This window comes from Vibrio sp. 10N.222.52.C12, from assembly GCF_041474215.1.
GTDB lineage: Bacteria > Pseudomonadota > Gammaproteobacteria > Enterobacterales > Vibrionaceae > Vibrio > Vibrio crassostreae_C.
In genome coordinates, this window is record NZ_JBFRTR010000100.1 from 21360 (window position 1) to 37464 (window position 16105).

Here is a 16105-nt window from a genome sequence, read left to right on the forward strand (position 1 = left end):
TATCATCAAAATTTCAAGCAAACGATAAAACAAACGTTTGCGCCATGAATGAAATACACTATTATCCACGCACTTTACCAACTCCTGTTCTGGGTATGATATGAAACTAAAACGCACTTTATTGGCTTCAGCTATGGCGAGCCTAGCGCTGTTCCCATTCGCAAGTTCGGCAATGGAAAAGGCTGACCTGATGATTACCGATGCGATGGTTCTAACCATGAACCAAGACAAAACGGTTTATGAAAGCGGTACTGTTGTGGTCAAAGACAACAAAATCATTGCGGTTGGTGATGCTTCACTAGAGAAGCAGTACCAAGCTAAGCAAGTGTTAGACGTTGATGGCGATATCGTTATGCCAGGTCTCATCAATACCCATACTCATGTATCAATGACAGTTTTCCGTTCGTTAGCCGATGATGTGCCAGATCGCCTGCACCGTTACATCTTTCCGCTAGAGAAGAAGCTAGTATCGCGAGACATGGTACGCATTGGTGCCAACCTAGGTAACGTTGAAATGGTGAAAGGCGGTGTGACCACTTACGCCGACATGTACTACTTCGAAGATGAAGTCGCAAAAACCGTCGATAAGATCGGTATGCGTGCCATCCTAGGTGAAACGGTGATTAAGTTCCCTGTAGCCGATGCGGCCAACGCCGAAGAAGGCATTAAGTACGCGTTGAACTTCATTGAAGAATACAAAGATCACCCGCGAATCACACCAGCGTTTGCACCGCATGCGCCTTACACCAACACCACAGAGATCCTGCAGAAAATATCTAAGCTCTCCCTAGAGTTAGATGTTCCAGTAATGATTCACCTTGCAGAATCACACCGTGAAGAAGAGAAAATCGCAGAGCGTTCTGATGGATTGTCCCCGGTTCAATACATGGACAGCATTGGCGCACTCAACAAGAACTTGGTGGGTGCACACATGATCCTTGTTGACGATCATGATATCGAACTGGTGAAGAAATCGGATATGGGTGTAGCTCATAACATGAGTGCTAACATCAAGTCAGCAAAAGGTGTATCACCTGCCCTTAAGATGTATGACGAGAACGTGCGTATCGGTTTAGGTACTGATGGCCCAATGTCTGGTAACACACTGAGCACCATTGATGAGTTCAACCAAGTCGCTAAGGTTCACAAGTTAGTTAACAAAGATCGTGCTGCGATGCCGCCGATCAAAGTGATCGACATGGCGACCATGGGCGCAGCAAAAGCGCTGCACATGGAAGATAAGATCGGCTCTCTTGAAGCAGGCAAACTGGCTGACATCATAGTGATCGATACTAAGGCGCCAAATATGGTTCCGGTCTACAACCCATACTCAGCACTGGTGTACTCAGCTAACTCAGGCAATGTTCGTCATTCCATCGTTGATGGCAAGATCATCATGCAAGATCGCGACATGCTAACGGTAGACGAAGATAAGATCCGCCAAGAAGCACTCGATTTCACTAAGGTTGTTCGTGAAACGGTAATTGAGTCTGGTGAGGTTGTTCAATAAACTCGCAATCGAATAGCATGACCTCCTAAACGTAAAAAGCCCCGCACTAACTAAATTAGGCGGGGCTTTTTAAGTCTTGTTTCCTGTAACAATGAGTGCAGGGATCATTACAGGCTTCTTGCTCGGTATTACCAGAACACGTCTCGACGCTTTGCTCGAGCAATAATATTGTCTGGCATTCTCTGTTCCAGGCCGCTACGAAGCACAGTGATACGTCTGTGTTGTCTTTGGTCTGCGGTTACCGAATTATACAACCAACGGTAAGCATCTTCATAATCCAATGGGCTACCGTAGTCACGTAACAAGAGTTCCGCTAAGTGAATGCTCGCACTTAAGTTGCCCATAGAGGCCGCTTCACGTAGATACGGAATCGCACGCTCTTGATCTTGTTGTACCAAAGTACCACGAGAGTAATAACGACCTAACTGCTCTAATGCAGCGGGTAAACCTTGATGTGCCGCGTTTTCCATATAGTAAAGGCCAAGCTCTACATCTTGTGGAACACACACACCCCAAGCCAACATATCACCGTATAAAAACTCATAAGAAGGCAAGCTAATACGCGTTGCACGAGCAACGATATCTTCAACTAACTGGCACTTATCAGCTTTCACTCGCTCTAGATGTTGATTATTTTCGATTAAATTAATCAGTTCAGCTTCTGTATATATTGGAACGGGCTCTCCCACATCAGCCAAATTAGCATGACTCAAGGGTGAGCTCAGCGCCATTATTAATGAAGCTGCCACAATTCGTAGCTTCATACCTGCACTCTATTATCTGTCGCTAAAGTTATCTATTGAGGGGTGCAGAGGATTTCTACACGCACAAAACAGGGTGAACTTCACTTTCCATGATATCTGTATCGGCAATAACCCCGACGGCTTTAGACAAAACTTGCCGCTAATGGGCAATATTTTGCCTGATGACGCTTAAAAGATCACCATCAAAGAGTGAACGGCTAAATTGCAGGTATTAAAAAGCCGACTTAATAAAGTCGGCTTTTAGAAAACTATTTTATTATCAAAGCACTGTTCGTGCCTGGTAATCACTCAGCAGGCATTATGCGCCGTATGGGTGAACCTTGATGATAGTTTCGTTACGATCTGGGCCAGTTGATACGATATCAATTGGAACGCCAGTTAGGTCTTCGATACGCTTGATGTAATCTAGAGCAGCTTGTGGAAGCGCGTCGATAGATTTAGCACCAAATGTGTTTTCAGACCAACCAGGCATTGTTTCGTAGATTGGCGTCGCTTCTTCGAATGACTCAGCAGCCATTGGAGAAACTTCTAGGATAGAACCATCTTTCATCTTGTAACCAGTACAGATTTTTAGTTCTTCTAGGCCATCTAGAACGTCTAGTTTAGTTAGACACATACCAGATAGAGAGTTGATTTGGATTGCACGACGCATAGCAACAGCATCGAACCAACCAGTACGACGTAGACGACCAGTTGTTGCGCCAAACTCGTGACCAACATCGCCTAGGTGTTTACCAACTGGGTCTTGCTTCTCAAGGCCATCGTATAGCTCAGTAGGGAATGGACCTGAACCAACACGAGTACAGTAAGCCTTAGTAATACCAAGGATGTAACCGATGTGACGAGGACCGAAACCAGAACCTGCAGCAACACCACCAGCAGTCGTGTTAGAAGACGTTACGTATGGGTAAGTACCGTGGTCGATATCTAGTAGCGTACCTTGAGCACCTTCGAACATGATCTTGTCGCCGCGCTTACGTGCTGCGTCTAGTTCGTCAGTTACGTCGATAACCATCGCAGTTAACATATCTGCGTAGCTCATCGCTTGCTCAAGAACTTCTTCGTAGCTTACTGTTTCAGCTTTGTAGAAGTGCTCTAGTTGGAAGTTGTGGAATTCCATCACTTCTTTTAGCTTCTCAGCAAATGCTTCTTTATCGAAAAGGTCGCCAACGCGTAGACCGCGACGAGCAACTTTATCTTCGTAAGCAGGACCGATACCACGACCCGTTGTACCGATAGCTTTAGCGCCACGAGCGATTTCACGCGCGTTGTCGATTGCAATGTGGTACGGAAGAATTAGAGGACAAGCTTCAGAGATGAAAAGACGTTCACGTACTGGAATACCGCGATCTTCAAGAGGCTTCATTTCTTTTAGAAGTGCGTCAGGCGATAATACTACACCGTTACCAATAACACATTTAACGTTATTACGTAGGATGCCTGATGGAATTAAGTGAAGAACGGTTTTTTCACCGTCAATTACAAGTGTGTGACCTGCATTGTGACCGCCTTGGTAGCGAACCACGTATTTTGCATCTTCAGTTAAAAGGTCAACGATTTTACCTTTACCTTCATCACCCCATTGGGTGCCTAGAACGACTACGTTATTTCCCATCTTTCCAATTTCTGTTGCTAATTAAAAATGGATTCTAGCACTGAATCACACTTCTTGCAGTCACTTTTTGTTCATAAACGTTAACGCTGTACAAAAATAAACCAGCCATAACTGGGGGCAGATGTGTAAAGATACTGATATCATTGCTTTTTTACAGACAAAAGGCAGAACCATGTCTCAATCAATTTGGCTCGCTATTGGGCTCGTACTTATTGTGGAAGGGCTCGGCCCCTTGATTGCACCCAATGGCTGGAGAAACATGGTCGCGCAACTGAGCGAGCAACCAGACACGCAACTGCGCCGCATTGGAGGCTGTCTTGTGGTGGCTGGAGCGGTTATCGCTTTCATGACCTACCGCTAGGTTTCTATAAGTAGAACGCTGTTAAGCGCCTTCCCTCGCGCCCCAATAGTGAATCCACAAACATGTCTCCTCCTGAAAGAAGTCATAGAAAACAAAAAGGCTCCCACAATGGGAGCCTTTTAAGTTTTAACGTATTTTGCTTATTAAGCTAAGCATTCGCTAACGCATCAGCTTATTTTGCTGGAGCGCCGCTTGCTTGATTCATGTATTGGAAGAAGTCAGTCTTCGGATCCAGTACTAGAATGTCGCTCTTATCGCTAAATGATGTCTCATAAGCTTGCAATGAACGCATGAAGCCGTAGAACTCAGGATCTTTGCTGAACGCATCAGAGTAGATCTTCGCTGCTTCTGCATCCGCATCACCACGAGTGATTCGAGCTGTACGGTCAGCTTCAGCAAGAACTGTTGCCACTTCTAGCTCAGCTTGAGCACGGATAACTTCCGCTTTCTCACGACCTTGAGAACGGTGTCTACGAGCAACCGATTCACGTTCTGCACGCATACGGCGGTAGATAGATTCACTGATTTCGTCAGGAAGGTTAATCTTCTTCATACGAAAATCAACAACTTCAACACCTAAATCAGCCATCGCACTTTCTGCCGTTCCAGACAAAACGTTTTCCATGATCTTATCGCGTTCGCCATCAACTTCTAGTGCTTCTGCAGCCGCTACCGTTGTGACGACTTCGCTATCAGCAGAGTCTGGCAGGATGTCCTTGTTACGAGGGCCTGACACGATCTGCTTAATTTCACGAGAACCAATTTCAGAACGAAGAACATCTGTCACTTTACGCTCAAGAAGTGCTTCTGCCGTCATGATATTACCGCCACCGGTACTCAGATAGAAACGTCCAAAATCAGCAATACGCCATTTTGCGTAAGTATCAATTAGAACGTCTTTTTTCTCTGATGTTACGAAACGGTCAGAACGGCCATCCATCGTTTGAATACGAGCATCAAGTACTTTTACGCGATCAAACATCGGTAGTTTAAAGTGCAGACCTGGTTCATAGATTCGTGATACGCCGTTGTCATCGAGAACTCGACCAAAACGAATTACCATGCCACGCTCACCTTCTTGAATCACAAACACTGACATCAATAGAAGGGCAATCGTCACAACTAATACAGGGATCATTAATTTACGCATTATTAGTATCTCCCTTGGCGTGAACTGTCTGAACGAGTTTGAGTGCTAGGCTTTGGATCCGCTTGAGTTTCTAACTCAATTTGATCGTAAGTTGATGATGCTTTTGCAGGGCGAGAGCCCGACTGAGAACCACCTTGTGCGCCTAGCTTATCAATTGGTAGGTATAGCAAGTTACCGCTTGATTCAGAATCAATCAGGACTTTCGATGTGCTTGAGTACACTTTTTCCATTGTATCTAGGTACATACGGTTACGTGTTACTTCAGGAGCAGCTTGGTATTCAGGTAGCAGTTTCTCGAATTGAGCAACTTGACCTAGAGCACCATTAACTGTGCGCTCTGAGTAACCCACCGCTTCTTTCTTCAAACGCTCAGCACGACCTGTTGCTTTTGGAAGAATGTCATTTCGGTAAGCTTCAGCTTCACGCTCGAAACGCTCTTCATCCTCACGAGCCGCGATAGCATCATCAAATGCATCTTTCACTTGCTCAGGTGGACGTGCTGACTGGAAGTTCACATCAACAATCAGAATACCCATATCGTAGCTATCAATAATACGGTTCAACGTTTCTTGAGTGCTTTGACGAATCTGCTGACGACCACTTGTCAGGATACTATCCATTAGTGAGTCACCAATTACCGCACGAAGCGCGGAATCGGTTGCTTGACGTAAACTGTCGTCTGCATTCGTTACACGATACAAGTACTTGTATGGGTCAGAAACACGGTATTGAACACCCATTTCAACGGTCACAACGTTTTCATCTTTCGTTAGCATCGTGCCAGCAGCACGTAGAGAACGAATCGCTTGAACGTTTACTAGTTGCTCATCACTGATTTCATCGATGAAGCGTGGGTGCCAGTTAAGACCAGGTTCTTCGATACGGTCGAACTGACCCAGTCGAAGTACTACTGCTCTTTCTGCTTCGCCAACGGTGTAGAAACCAGCGAAGAACCAGATAGCAATAGCAATAACGGCAATGACACCAAAGCCAATTGCACCGCCACCACCAATAGATGGCCCGTTACCGTTGCCACCCTTTTTACCAAACTTGCCACCTAACTTTTGACTTAGTTTATTAAACACTTCGTCTAGATCTGGCGGTCCTTGTTCTCGGCCGCCGCGATTATTTTTATTACCCCAAGGGTCATTATCGCGGCCGTTATTATCGCCGTTGTTGTTATTTCCAGGCTCATTCCACGCCATTAGAAAGCTCCATCATTTGATATGACGTTATACTGTAGCAGTCTCTTTGGTAACGATAAAGTCACCTAAGAGCGCCCCTTCTCTTTTTTCAAGTTTAGACCAATCTATTTGTTGCATTCGGATATCTATCAACAAGTTACCATTTTCATCATACTCTTCCTGTTGAATACATTTCATCTCGAAGAATAAGCTGCGAATGCGACCCTGATGTTGATGTGGAATACACAACCGGAATTGAACCATCTGGCTAGCTAAACGCTCAGTTAAAGCTTCAAACAGTAGCTCAATACCTTCTCCTTCCATTGCAGAAACCCAAACAGCGCGAGGTGCGCCCTCTTCGTCTCTTTCAATTCGAGGTTTTTGGTCTTCCATGCAGTCAATTTTGTTCATGACTACAAGGGTTGGCACTTCATGAGCATCGATTTCTTCTAATACTTCATGAACAGCCTGAATGTTCTCACGAAAACGGTCATCACTGGCATCAACAACATGTAACAAAATGTCAGCTTCCTGCGTCTCTTGTAATGTTGCCTTGAACGCAGCGACCAAGTCGTGTGGTAGATGACGGATAAAACCTACGGTATCTGCGAGAATTGCAGGCCCGACATCTGCCAAATCAATCTTACGTAGTGTTGGGTCTAGGGTTGCAAACAGTTGGTCTGCCGCATAAACACCAGCACTTGTGATGCGATTGAAAAGTGTTGATTTCCCTGCGTTGGTATAACCAACCAAAGAAATTGTTGGGATTTCAGCTCGATTACGAGCACGTCGTCCTTGTTCACGCTGCTTAGCAACTTTCGCTAAACGACGTAGTATTGCCTTTATACGGTCACGCAACAAACGTCGATCGGTTTCCAGTTGAGTTTCACCTGGACCACGAAGACCAATACCACCTTTCTGCCTTTCAAGGTGAGTCCAACCACGAATCAGTCGAGTAGAGATATGACGAAGCTGAGCGAGCTCAACTTGTAGCTTACCTTCATGAGTTCGCGCACGTTGTGCAAAAATATCTAAGATCAAACCCGTGCGATCAATCACACGACATTTACACAATTGCTCGAGGTTGCGCTCTTGGGCAGGAGAGAGGGAGTGGTTAAAAATCACAATTTCAGCACCGGTTAGCTGAACAGCTTGTGCGATTTCTAGGGCTTTACCTTCTCCAACGTAGTATTTAGGGAGTGGGGATTGTCGGCTACCAGTAATCACTTGTAGCGTTTCTACCCCCGCTGAGGATACCAGCATTTCACATTCGCTTAGATCTTCCCATTCTCCCTCTTGCGTGAAGTTGATATGAACAAGTACGGCTCGCTCGCCGGATTCATAACGGTCAAACAAGCAACCAACTCCTTATTACAGCGCAAGCTGTACAAATTGAACGATTAATCTTCAGTCTTCTCTGGACGATCAGATGGCGTGCGTTGCTCGCCGCTGTGGTGACTAACTGCGCGAGCAGGTACCACAGTAGAAATCGCATGCTTGTAAACCATTTGGTTTACTGTGTTCTTCAATAAGATCACGAATTGATCGAAAGACTCGATCTGACCTTGCAGCTTAATGCCGTTAACAAGATAGATAGAGACTGGAATGCGCTCACGACGGAGTGCATTTAGGAATGGGTCTTGTAGCGATTGCCCCTTAGCCATTTTATTTTCCTTATTTGTATTTTGTTGTAATTATTTAGCTAGTGGTGCACAAAAAGGTGCGGCCTTTGCATCTGAGCTAAATGAATAAAAAAACTCCGTTGTTATTGAAAGGCTGTGATTTTTTAAAAGCCTCAATAACGGATCCTTTCCAGAGTATATTCACGCAAAAGCGATCACATTATACACAGCAATACTAATCAGATGCTATTGCATCTGAAAGAGTTTCTAACGCTTGATCAATGTTTTCGCTATCTAACCAAGTTAAATCATCCCAACTGCGCAACCAGGTGATTTGTCGCTTGGCCAACTGACGGGTTGCACAAACACCACGGAAAACCGCTTCGTCTAAATCACAATTACCGTCTAAATAATCCCACATCTGCCTATAACCAACGCATCGGATCGATGGCAGTTCAGGATGAAGATCTTCTCTGGCGTGCAACGCCTTCATTTCCTCTTCAAATCCTGCTTCTATCATCTTCTCGAAACGCAGCTCAATGCGGCGATGGAGTTCTTTCCTTTCCTTGGGAGCTATTGCAAATTGTTTTACACGAAATGGCAGGCTATCGCCTTTCGTTTGAGTTAGCTCTGTTAATGTTTTACCCGAAATTCGGTAAACTTCCAATGCCCTTGAAAGCCTTTGTGGATCATTTGGGTGTATTCTTTCAGCGGATACGGGATCTATCTCTCTTAATTGATCGTGCAATGCCTGCCAACCCTGTTCAATAGATTCCGCTTCAATCTTCTTACGAATCTCTTGATCCGCTGCTGGTAATGGCGATAAACCTTCCAACAATGCTTTGTAGTACAGCATTGTGCCACCAACAAGTAGCGGGATTTTGCCTTCCGCTACAATCTTATTCATTTCATTGATCGCATCACGACGAAAATCTGCCGCAGAATACGCTTCGCTTGGATCCAAAATATCAATCAAGCGATGAGGCGCGAGCTCAAGCTCTTCCGCATCCGGTTTAGCGGTACCAATATCCATGTCTTTGTAGATCAATGCCGAATCGACGCTGATGATCTCTACAGGGTATTTCTGACGTAAGCGGATAGCTAAATCTGTTTTTCCTGACGCCGTTGGGCCCATTAAAAACAACGCTAAAGGTAATTTTTCAGTCATGATATTTTGTATTTGCTTCTCTGTTTTAGCGCTTTTTAGCAAAGGGCTTTGTGTCGCGACGTATTCAGCTAAAAAGACAAAGGTCGTCGCGAAAAAATTAAACCGTAAACGCGGCTATAGTCGCTGAAAAGTCGATAGGATTAACAAACTCTGGATCATCTAATGGAAGTAGACCATGCCAAAGTTGTTCTAGTTCCCCAACTAGTTGAACCGCTTCAGATAAAGTGTAGTCGCTTTTTACTTGTGCGGTTTGAATCCCGATCCAGTTAACCAAAGCTGACAACATGTCATTAGGTTGCTTCACTGCACCCTGGGCATTTATTGAAGCCGCGTAAGATAACAGATCTGGGATCAAAATTTGTAAGTTTTGCTGCCTTAAAGGAGAAGGCACGCCCATCACCATTACCGCCTCGCTGTTTCGCGCCTTAAGCTCAATCCCCAGTAATGCCAGAGTTTGACTCAGCGCCTTAGCAACTTCGACAAGTTCACTACCCAGCTTAATCGATAAAGGCACCAATAACGGTTGGCTTTTTAACGCGCCACCTCGAGTATCAAGCTGACCAACAACACGTAATAATTCAGCCTTAGCCAAAGAAACCAACACACTGCCGTTCTTATTACCCATCACCAGATACTGACGTTCCACTACCGAGACGGCTTTGCCTAAGTCCGTCACTGCTGCTCTTGGCTTTGAATGAACAGGATTCTGTTGAGCAGGCTTAGCTTCTTTATTTTCTTTATTTTCTTTATTTTCTAAGTTGTCTCTGGTTTCTACTGGTGCCACATGCTCTTGAGAAGATGAAGGCTGTACAACTTGATCATCAAAATCAGGCGTTTTCAGAAGCTCTTTATAGGCTTTCACTTCTCGCTTAGATGGCGCGGGTTCACCATGATGTTGGTGTGGCTCTTTCTCTTTTTTAGGTTCAGGTCGAGACTCTATCCACTCTTGGCGAGAGGAACCGGTAAAACTGCTGTCACTAGTAGCCGAGCTTCGGCCAGCAGATGAACTTGGACTGGTTGATGAGCTTGGGCTAATTGATGAAACATAATGTCGCCCACCATCATTAACGCTGTGTTGAGGCTTATCAAAAGCGTGCTCTGATTCTGCTTTTCTCGGGTAGGCAGGCGTTTGCTCAATAGCGTGTCGCACCCTATCCGAAACTTGGGTTTGATCCGAACGGCTAAGCATTACGCTTTCTGGCTCAGCGAAACTTGCAACACCATCAACTGCAGAGCTCGTACTATCTTGCTGATGATGAATCACTTCTGACTGATGAAAAGCCGACTGATTGATTGGTGCAGCATCGATCTGCTTGCTCTGTGCTAAACCATCACTCAATGCTTGGTAAATAAAGTCATGCACAAGGCGCGCTTGATGAAAACGCACTTCATGTTTTGCAGGGTGGACATTCACGTCCACCTGATGTGGGTCGAGTTCAATGAACAACACATACGTCGCGAATTGGTCTGGACGCAGGCTGGTTTCGTAGCTTTGACGAATCGCATGATTGATCAGCTTGTCACGCATCATACGACCATTCACATAGCAGTATTGCAGGTCGCTTTGTTGTCTTGCTCCTTCTGGCGTGGTGATCCAGCCATGAAGTTTTAGGCCTTGATGCTCAAGTTCGATCTTAAGCATATGACGAACAAAAGGATTGCCACATACCGCAGCGATGCGCTTTTCTGCTTGAACTTGTGTTTTTGCAGCGCGGTACTGACGAATCATCTTGCCGTTATGACGAAGGTTGATCGTCACATCAAAACGACTCAATGCGATGCGTTTAAGCAACTCATCAATATGGGTGAATTCAGTTTTCTCGGTGCGTAAGAATTTGCGGCGTGCTGGCGTATTAAAGAACAGGTCCAACACCTCAACCGAAGTGCCAATAGGATGCGCCGCAGGCTGCAGTTTCACCTGCATATCACGGCCTTCACTGTGTGCTGCCCAAGCTTGATCTTGAGTGGCAGGGCGTGAAGTCATGGTCAAGCGCGCAACCGAGCTAATACTCGCCAGCGCTTCACCACGGAAACCGAGGCTGACGATCGCCTCTAGGTCATCAAGAGTGTGGATTTTGGAGGTAGCATGACGACTCAGTGCCAAGGCAAGCTCATCTTTTACGATGCCTTTACCATTGTCACGAACGCGGATCATCTTGGCGCCACCTTTCTCGATATCAATATCGATACGTGTCGCACCAGAATCCAAACTGTTCTCAACCAACTCTTTTACAACAGAAGCGGGTCTTTCTACCACCTCACCCGCTGCGATTTGGTTAGCTAACCGAGCTGGCAGTATTTTGATCGTCATATTTATAGCTACCTTACTGCCATTGATGGAAACGCTGCTACGTTTGCACTAGTTCTTATTTTTTATCATTGATATACCTGAAGCTGTTTAGCATTCCCAAGACTACTTGTGAGGAATAATCAACACTTGGCCGATAGCTAGACTGTCAGATCTTAGCTTATTCGCTTGGCGAATGCTGTTGACGCTCACGCCGTATTTCGAAGCTATCTTGCCAAGGTAATCACCTCTTGCAACTTTGTGTTTGCGCAGAGGAACATCTTTAACTTCAACCGTAATACGTAACTTTTGGCCTACTCTCACCGTCTCTGATTTCAAACGGTTCTCACGTTTAATATCAGCCACCGACACTTTATAGCGGCTGGCGATCTTACCTAGGTACTCTCCAGACTTAACCGTGTGAGTGATGGTCTTCGTTTTAACCGCACTGCTTGATGATGAAGTTGAAGCACTGCCTGGAATCTTAAGTACTTGGCCAATTGCTAGGCTGCTCGATTTCAGATTGTTGAACTTCATCAACGTCTGTGTCGACGTACCATACTTGCTCGCAATCACAGACAAAGACTCACCACGAGAGACTTTATGTTGGCTCACGCTGCCCGTTGATGACGTTGCGTTAGACAAGATAATCCCTTCAGGCGGGTTAGCCTTCAAATACTTAACCACCGCTTTAGTCACTGCTCGTGCCAATTTATCTTGGTGCGAACGTTGGAAAAGAAGCTTCTCTTCCGTCGGATTCGAAATAAAACCTGTCTCTACCAGTACTGATGGGATCTGTGGTGAACGTAATACTGCTAAGCTGGTGTTAATCGGCTTGCTATTGTGCAGTTTCGCAACCTTACCCATTTCAGACAGAATTGCCGTTGCCAGTTTGTAGCCCTCTTTTTGAGAGTGGCTAAACTGCAAATCAAGCAGGGTTTGGTTTACGTTCTTATCATCAATATTGCTTGTGAACGCTGCACCGCTACCACCAAGCAATTCAGACTGTTTCTCTTTATTCTCAATCCAACGAGAGATCTCTGTATTTGCGCGTCGAGTGTTCAATACAAACACTGAACCACCTCTTGGTTGAGGCGTCGTAAAGGCGTCGGCGTGAATAGAGATCAACAGGTGAGCTTCATTCTCTCGAGCAATCGCAACACGTCGATTCAGGTTCACAAAGTAATCAGCATTACGAGTCATACGAGTTTTGATCCCCGGGACCGCATTCAGTTGAGCTGCTAACTTCTTAGAAATACTCAGAGTCGCGTCTTTTTCGTATTTACGCGTAGGACCAATCGAACCTGGGTCTTCACCACCGTGGCCAGGATCAATCACAATTAGAATATCTTTCTGGCGCTTAACCTGATTAATGTTCTTACTTACCGTTGGCTTACTCGGTGTCGATGTCGCTTTACTTGCCGCACCATGAGGTAAGTCGATCACCAAACGGTGTCCATACTGACCACCTGGGGTCGGGCTCAGTTTGAATAATTCTGCTTTAGACGACTTCTTTAACTCAAAAACCAAGCGATAGGTGTTTTTGTCTGGCGGTGAGCTCTTACGAATCTTAGATAGAACAGGGCTGTCTTTCACCTCGACCGGTAACTTAGTCGCAAGACTGGTATTTTTTAAATCAACCACTAAGCGACTCGGGCTACTCAAGGTGAAATAGCTAAAGTCCGCTTCTGATTTTAAGTCGATAACCACACGAGTTTCTTCTGGAGAAGGCCAAACCCTTAAACTTTTCAGTGAGTTTGCAGAAACAAGTGAAGAAAACAGTATAGAAAAAACAGCAGCCATCATGGCCACTGTTGAAATAAGGCGTTTAGAAATCAACATAACTCCAACTGACTAAGTAAGCGCTGTCCGTATTCACTATTAGCGGTTAAAGAAACAACACGGTGATCGTCTTGGTAACGAATATCAATATCCAAATCGGCTTCTGGTAGCATCCCATAACCTTTCTCAGGCCACTCAACCAAACAGATAGCATCCGGCGTAAAATAGTCACGAATTCCCATAAACTCTAACTCTTCAGGATCTGCTAGGCGATAAAGGTCAAAGTGGTACACCTGCCAATCTGCAAGTTGATAAGGTTCAACTAGAGTATACGTTGGGCTTTTTACATTTCCTTGATGGCCAAGTGCTTTTACAAAGCCACGACTGAAAGTCGTTTTACCTGCGCCAAGATCACCATGCAGATAAATAGTCGTCTGCTGTGAGCAAAGATTAGAAAGCTCCGTTCCTAATTGAATCGTTGCTTGTTCATCTTTCAAAGTAAATTGTTTCGTGCTCATGAATACGTTCTCTAAAAATCGATCGTTGACTATATAAAAATCAAAAGAACAAGAATAGTAAACCGTGATGCTTTTGGGAGACAAGCACTCAAGTGTAAGTTCTATGAAAAATACTGATCAAAACGCGTCTGTTCTGGTCAACACCACTAAGATCCGTTAAGATCCGCCCCCATTTTTGCCGAACCTAATTTTAATTAGCCTTATCTCTAATTGTAAAACAGAGAAAATAAGAAATAAGCCATGAATCTAGACCATCTTGCTGAAAAAATTAAAATCTGGGGAAAAGAGCTGGGCTTTCAAAAAGTTGGCATCTGCGATGTTGATTTAAGTGAACACGAAGCCCCTCTTCAAGCATGGCTAGATGCAGGCAACCACGGCGAAATGGATTGGATGGCTCGACATGGGATGATGCGTGCACGTCCTGATGAACTTCACCCAGGCACAATTCGAGTGATCAGCGCTCGAATGAACTACCTACCACCAGAAGCTCAGTTCGCCTCTAACCTAAGCGATACCACTCAAGGCTACATCAGCCGCTATTCTTTAGGCCGCGACTATCACAAATTGTTCCGTAACCAGTTGAAAAAGCTAGGACAAAGAATTGAAAAAGAGGTCGAGGGTTTAGACTCACGCCCTTTCGTCGATTCAGCGCCCATTTTGGAAAGACCACTCGCTCAAAAAGCAGGGTTGGGCTGGACAGGTAAACACTCATTAATTCTTGATAAAGACGCTGGCTCTTGGTTCTTTCTAGGGGAGCTGTTAGTTAACATCCCTCTTCCCACGGATGAACCCAGTGTTGATGAGTGCGGCAAATGCACCGCATGTATCACTTCTTGCCCAACGGGTGCCATTATTGCTGATGGCGTGGTTGATGCGCGCAAATGTATTTCGTACTTAACCATTGAATATGATGGTGTGATCCCTGAAGAGTATAGAGATGCCATTGGTAACCGTATCTACGGTTGCGATGATTGTCAGTTAGTTTGCCCGTGGAATCGTCATGCCGAACTCACAGAGCAAACAGACTTTCACCGCAGAGAAGATTTCCAAGAAGCCGATCTGGTTTCACTTTCAAGTTGGGACGAAGCAACCTTCCTAAAGAAAATGGAAGGCTCAGCAATCAGACGTATCGGCCACACCCAGTGGTTACGCAATATCTTTGTTGCGATGGGCAATGCACCATTTCAACAACGCATTATTGAAACCCTGGAGTCTCATCAAGGCAAAAACGAAATGCTTGATGTGCATATTGAGTGGGCTTTGAATAAACAACTACAGCAGTTACCCAACGCTAGCAGTGTGCAAGAAGATAGCTCTACGCAGAAAAATAGCTGTGTGCAAAAAAGTAACAGCAAAATCTCCACCAAAAAGCACAGACTGATACGTATAGTAGAGAAAGGACTACCAAGAGACGCCTAGCCCTTTTGGTATCAACGATTGACAGCGACACCCACATCGATAGTCCAATATTTAAGACAACTCGTTGCACATAATTTTAGAACAATGTTTGACCTTGTTCTCAATTCTAACAATGTGGAAAAAATTCAGAACTCTCGTAAACTTCCGACACCCGAGCAAAGTTAAACACAGTACCGATAAATGATTAAGATCAAAAAACAACAAGTTAACGATCTTTTATTAAATCCAAGATAGGCATCCAACTTGATAAAAAACAACAAGTTACGATCGCTGCAATTCATCTAATATATTGAAAACAAGAAAGATCTTTTAGGGATAGGTAAAGAATTAAGCCTGAAACAACTTTATCAACCAAGTTATCCACACCTAACATTTTGTGGATAAGTCTGTTTATAGATGTGAAAAACCTCAAGTGTCTGCTTCAGAGACCTGATATTTACTAGCATTTCAGTTGCTAAGAAAAATTTAAGACAAAAAAATATCCACCATGATGGAGGATTATTTGCTTTTTTGGGGGATTATGCTTCGCAGCATTAAAGAAAGAGCGTGACCTTTGTGGTCGCCTTTAAACACAGAGGTTTAAAGTACTTATTAGCTTTTTTAGAAGAAAGCTGGAGCGATACATCGGGTTCGAACCGATGACCTCAACCTTGGCAAGGTTGCGCTCTACCAACTGAGCTAGTATCGCATAAGCTAACCGCTATCGCGTTTAACTGTAATGTGGT

At 44.8% G+C, this 16105-nt stretch carries 13 protein-coding genes and 1 tRNA gene; 3 read left to right on the top strand and 11 right to left on the bottom strand.

Features of this window, described 5'->3' with window-relative positions; all coding sequences use genetic code 11:
* Positions 1–100: 100 nt before the first annotated feature.
* Positions 101–1510, top strand: a complete 1410-nt coding sequence (locus AB4623_RS18165; protein ID WP_017063178.1) for an amidohydrolase — start codon at positions 101–103, stop codon at positions 1508–1510.
* 128 nt (positions 1511–1638) lie between these two features.
* On the opposite strand, the gene motX is transcribed toward AB4623_RS18165, so the two are convergent.
* Both motX and AB4623_RS18175 read right to left on the bottom strand, forming a co-directional pair.
* Positions 1639–2274: a flagellar protein MotX gene (gene motX / locus AB4623_RS18170; protein WP_017063177.1), complete on the bottom strand. Its 636-nt coding sequence runs from the start codon at positions 2272–2274 to the stop codon at positions 1639–1641.
* A 298-nt stretch (positions 2275–2572) separates the two neighbouring features.
* On the bottom strand, positions 2573–3889 hold the full coding sequence (locus AB4623_RS18175; protein WP_010434108.1) for an adenylosuccinate synthase: 1317 nt from the start codon (positions 3887–3889) through the stop codon (positions 2573–2575).
* 172 nt (positions 3890–4061) lie between these two features.
* On the opposite strand from AB4623_RS18175, the gene AB4623_RS18180 reads away from it, so the two are divergent.
* On the top strand, positions 4062–4250 hold the full coding sequence (locus tag AB4623_RS18180) for a DUF2065 domain-containing protein (RefSeq protein WP_010434105.1): 189 nt from the start codon (positions 4062–4064) through the stop codon (positions 4248–4250).
* A gap of 172 nt (positions 4251–4422) precedes the next feature.
* Here AB4623_RS18180 and hflC read toward each other — a convergent pair whose 3' ends face one another.
* The 8 genes from hflC to tsaE all read right to left on the bottom strand — a co-directional run bounded on the left by hflC (position 4423) and on the right by tsaE (position 13961).
* On the bottom strand, positions 4423–5400 hold the full coding sequence (gene hflC, locus AB4623_RS18185; RefSeq protein WP_017059930.1) for a protease modulator HflC: 978 nt from the start codon (positions 5398–5400) through the stop codon (positions 4423–4425).
* Positions 5401–5402: 2 nt separating this feature from the next.
* A complete protein-coding gene (gene hflK, locus AB4623_RS18190; RefSeq protein ID WP_017059929.1) occupies positions 5403–6605 on the bottom strand; it encodes an FtsH protease activity modulator HflK in 1203 nt (400 codons plus the stop codon).
* Positions 6606–6632: 27 nt separating this feature from the next.
* Positions 6633–7940, bottom strand: coding sequence for a ribosome rescue GTPase HflX (gene hflX / locus AB4623_RS18195; RefSeq protein WP_017059928.1), 1308 nt, complete (start codon positions 7938–7940; stop codon positions 6633–6635).
* Between the two features lie 44 nt (positions 7941–7984).
* Positions 7985–8248: an RNA chaperone Hfq gene (gene hfq, locus AB4623_RS18200; RefSeq protein ID WP_017059927.1), complete on the bottom strand. Its 264-nt coding sequence runs from the start codon at positions 8246–8248 to the stop codon at positions 7985–7987.
* A gap of 193 nt (positions 8249–8441) precedes the next feature.
* The gene (gene miaA, locus AB4623_RS18205; RefSeq protein ID WP_372147105.1) at positions 8442–9374 is read right to left on the bottom strand and encodes a tRNA (adenosine(37)-N6)-dimethylallyltransferase MiaA; all 933 of its coding nucleotides are present in this window, start codon (positions 9372–9374) and stop codon (positions 8442–8444) included.
* A gap of 97 nt (positions 9375–9471) precedes the next feature.
* Positions 9472–11685: a DNA mismatch repair endonuclease MutL gene (gene mutL / locus AB4623_RS18210; protein ID WP_372147106.1), complete on the bottom strand. Its 2214-nt coding sequence runs from the start codon at positions 11683–11685 to the stop codon at positions 9472–9474.
* Between the two features lie 102 nt (positions 11686–11787).
* Positions 11788–13503, bottom strand: a complete 1716-nt coding sequence (locus AB4623_RS18215; protein ID WP_017067933.1) for an N-acetylmuramoyl-L-alanine amidase — start codon at positions 13501–13503, stop codon at positions 11788–11790.
* On the bottom strand, positions 13497–13961 hold the full coding sequence (tsaE, locus tag AB4623_RS18220; protein ID WP_017059923.1) for a tRNA (adenosine(37)-N6)-threonylcarbamoyltransferase complex ATPase subunit type 1 TsaE: 465 nt from the start codon (positions 13959–13961) through the stop codon (positions 13497–13499). The genes AB4623_RS18215 and tsaE overlap by 7 nt, the downstream gene beginning before the upstream one ends.
* 240 nt (positions 13962–14201) lie before the next feature.
* Here tsaE and queG point away from each other — a divergent pair, with 240 nt between their 5' ends.
* Positions 14202–15380, top strand: a complete 1179-nt coding sequence (gene queG, locus AB4623_RS18225; RefSeq protein WP_017059922.1) for a tRNA epoxyqueuosine(34) reductase QueG — start codon at positions 14202–14204, stop codon at positions 15378–15380.
* Between the two features lie 612 nt (positions 15381–15992).
* Here queG and AB4623_RS18230 read toward each other — a convergent pair.
* Positions 15993–16068, bottom strand: a tRNA-Gly gene (locus AB4623_RS18230).
* Positions 16069–16105: the final 37 nt, after the last annotated feature.

Bases quoted from the DNA above. Each gene is read 5' to 3' on its own strand.
- AB4623_RS18215 (WP_017067933.1), bottom strand. From the start codon at position 13,503: ATGTTGATTTCTAAACGCCTTATTTCAACAGTGGCCATGATGGCTGCT.
- hfq (WP_017059927.1), bottom strand. From the start codon at position 8,248: ATGGCTAAGGGGCAATCGCTACAAGACCCATTCCTAAATGCACTCCGT.
- queG (WP_017059922.1), top strand. From the start codon at position 14,202: ATGAATCTAGACCATCTTGCTGAAAAAATTAAAATCTGGGGAAAAGAG.
- miaA (WP_372147105.1), bottom strand. From the start codon at position 9,374: ATGACTGAAAAATTACCTTTAGCGTTGTTTTTAATGGGCCCAACGGCG.
- mutL (WP_372147106.1), bottom strand. From the start codon at position 11,685: ATGACGATCAAAATACTGCCAGCTCGGTTAGCTAACCAAATCGCAGCG.
- motX (WP_017063177.1), bottom strand. From the start codon at position 2,274: ATGAAGCTACGAATTGTGGCAGCTTCATTAATAATGGCGCTGAGCTCA.
- AB4623_RS18180 (WP_010434105.1), top strand. From the start codon at position 4,062: ATGTCTCAATCAATTTGGCTCGCTATTGGGCTCGTACTTATTGTGGAA.
- tsaE (WP_017059923.1), bottom strand. From the start codon at position 13,961: ATGAGCACGAAACAATTTACTTTGAAAGATGAACAAGCAACGATTCAA.
- AB4623_RS18165 (WP_017063178.1), top strand. From the start codon at position 101: ATGAAACTAAAACGCACTTTATTGGCTTCAGCTATGGCGAGCCTAGCG.
- hflK (WP_017059929.1), bottom strand. From the start codon at position 6,605: ATGGCGTGGAATGAGCCTGGAAATAACAACAACGGCGATAATAACGGC.
- hflC (WP_017059930.1), bottom strand. From the start codon at position 5,400: ATGCGTAAATTAATGATCCCTGTATTAGTTGTGACGATTGCCCTTCTA.
- AB4623_RS18175 (WP_010434108.1), bottom strand. From the start codon at position 3,889: ATGGGAAATAACGTAGTCGTTCTAGGCACCCAATGGGGTGATGAAGGT.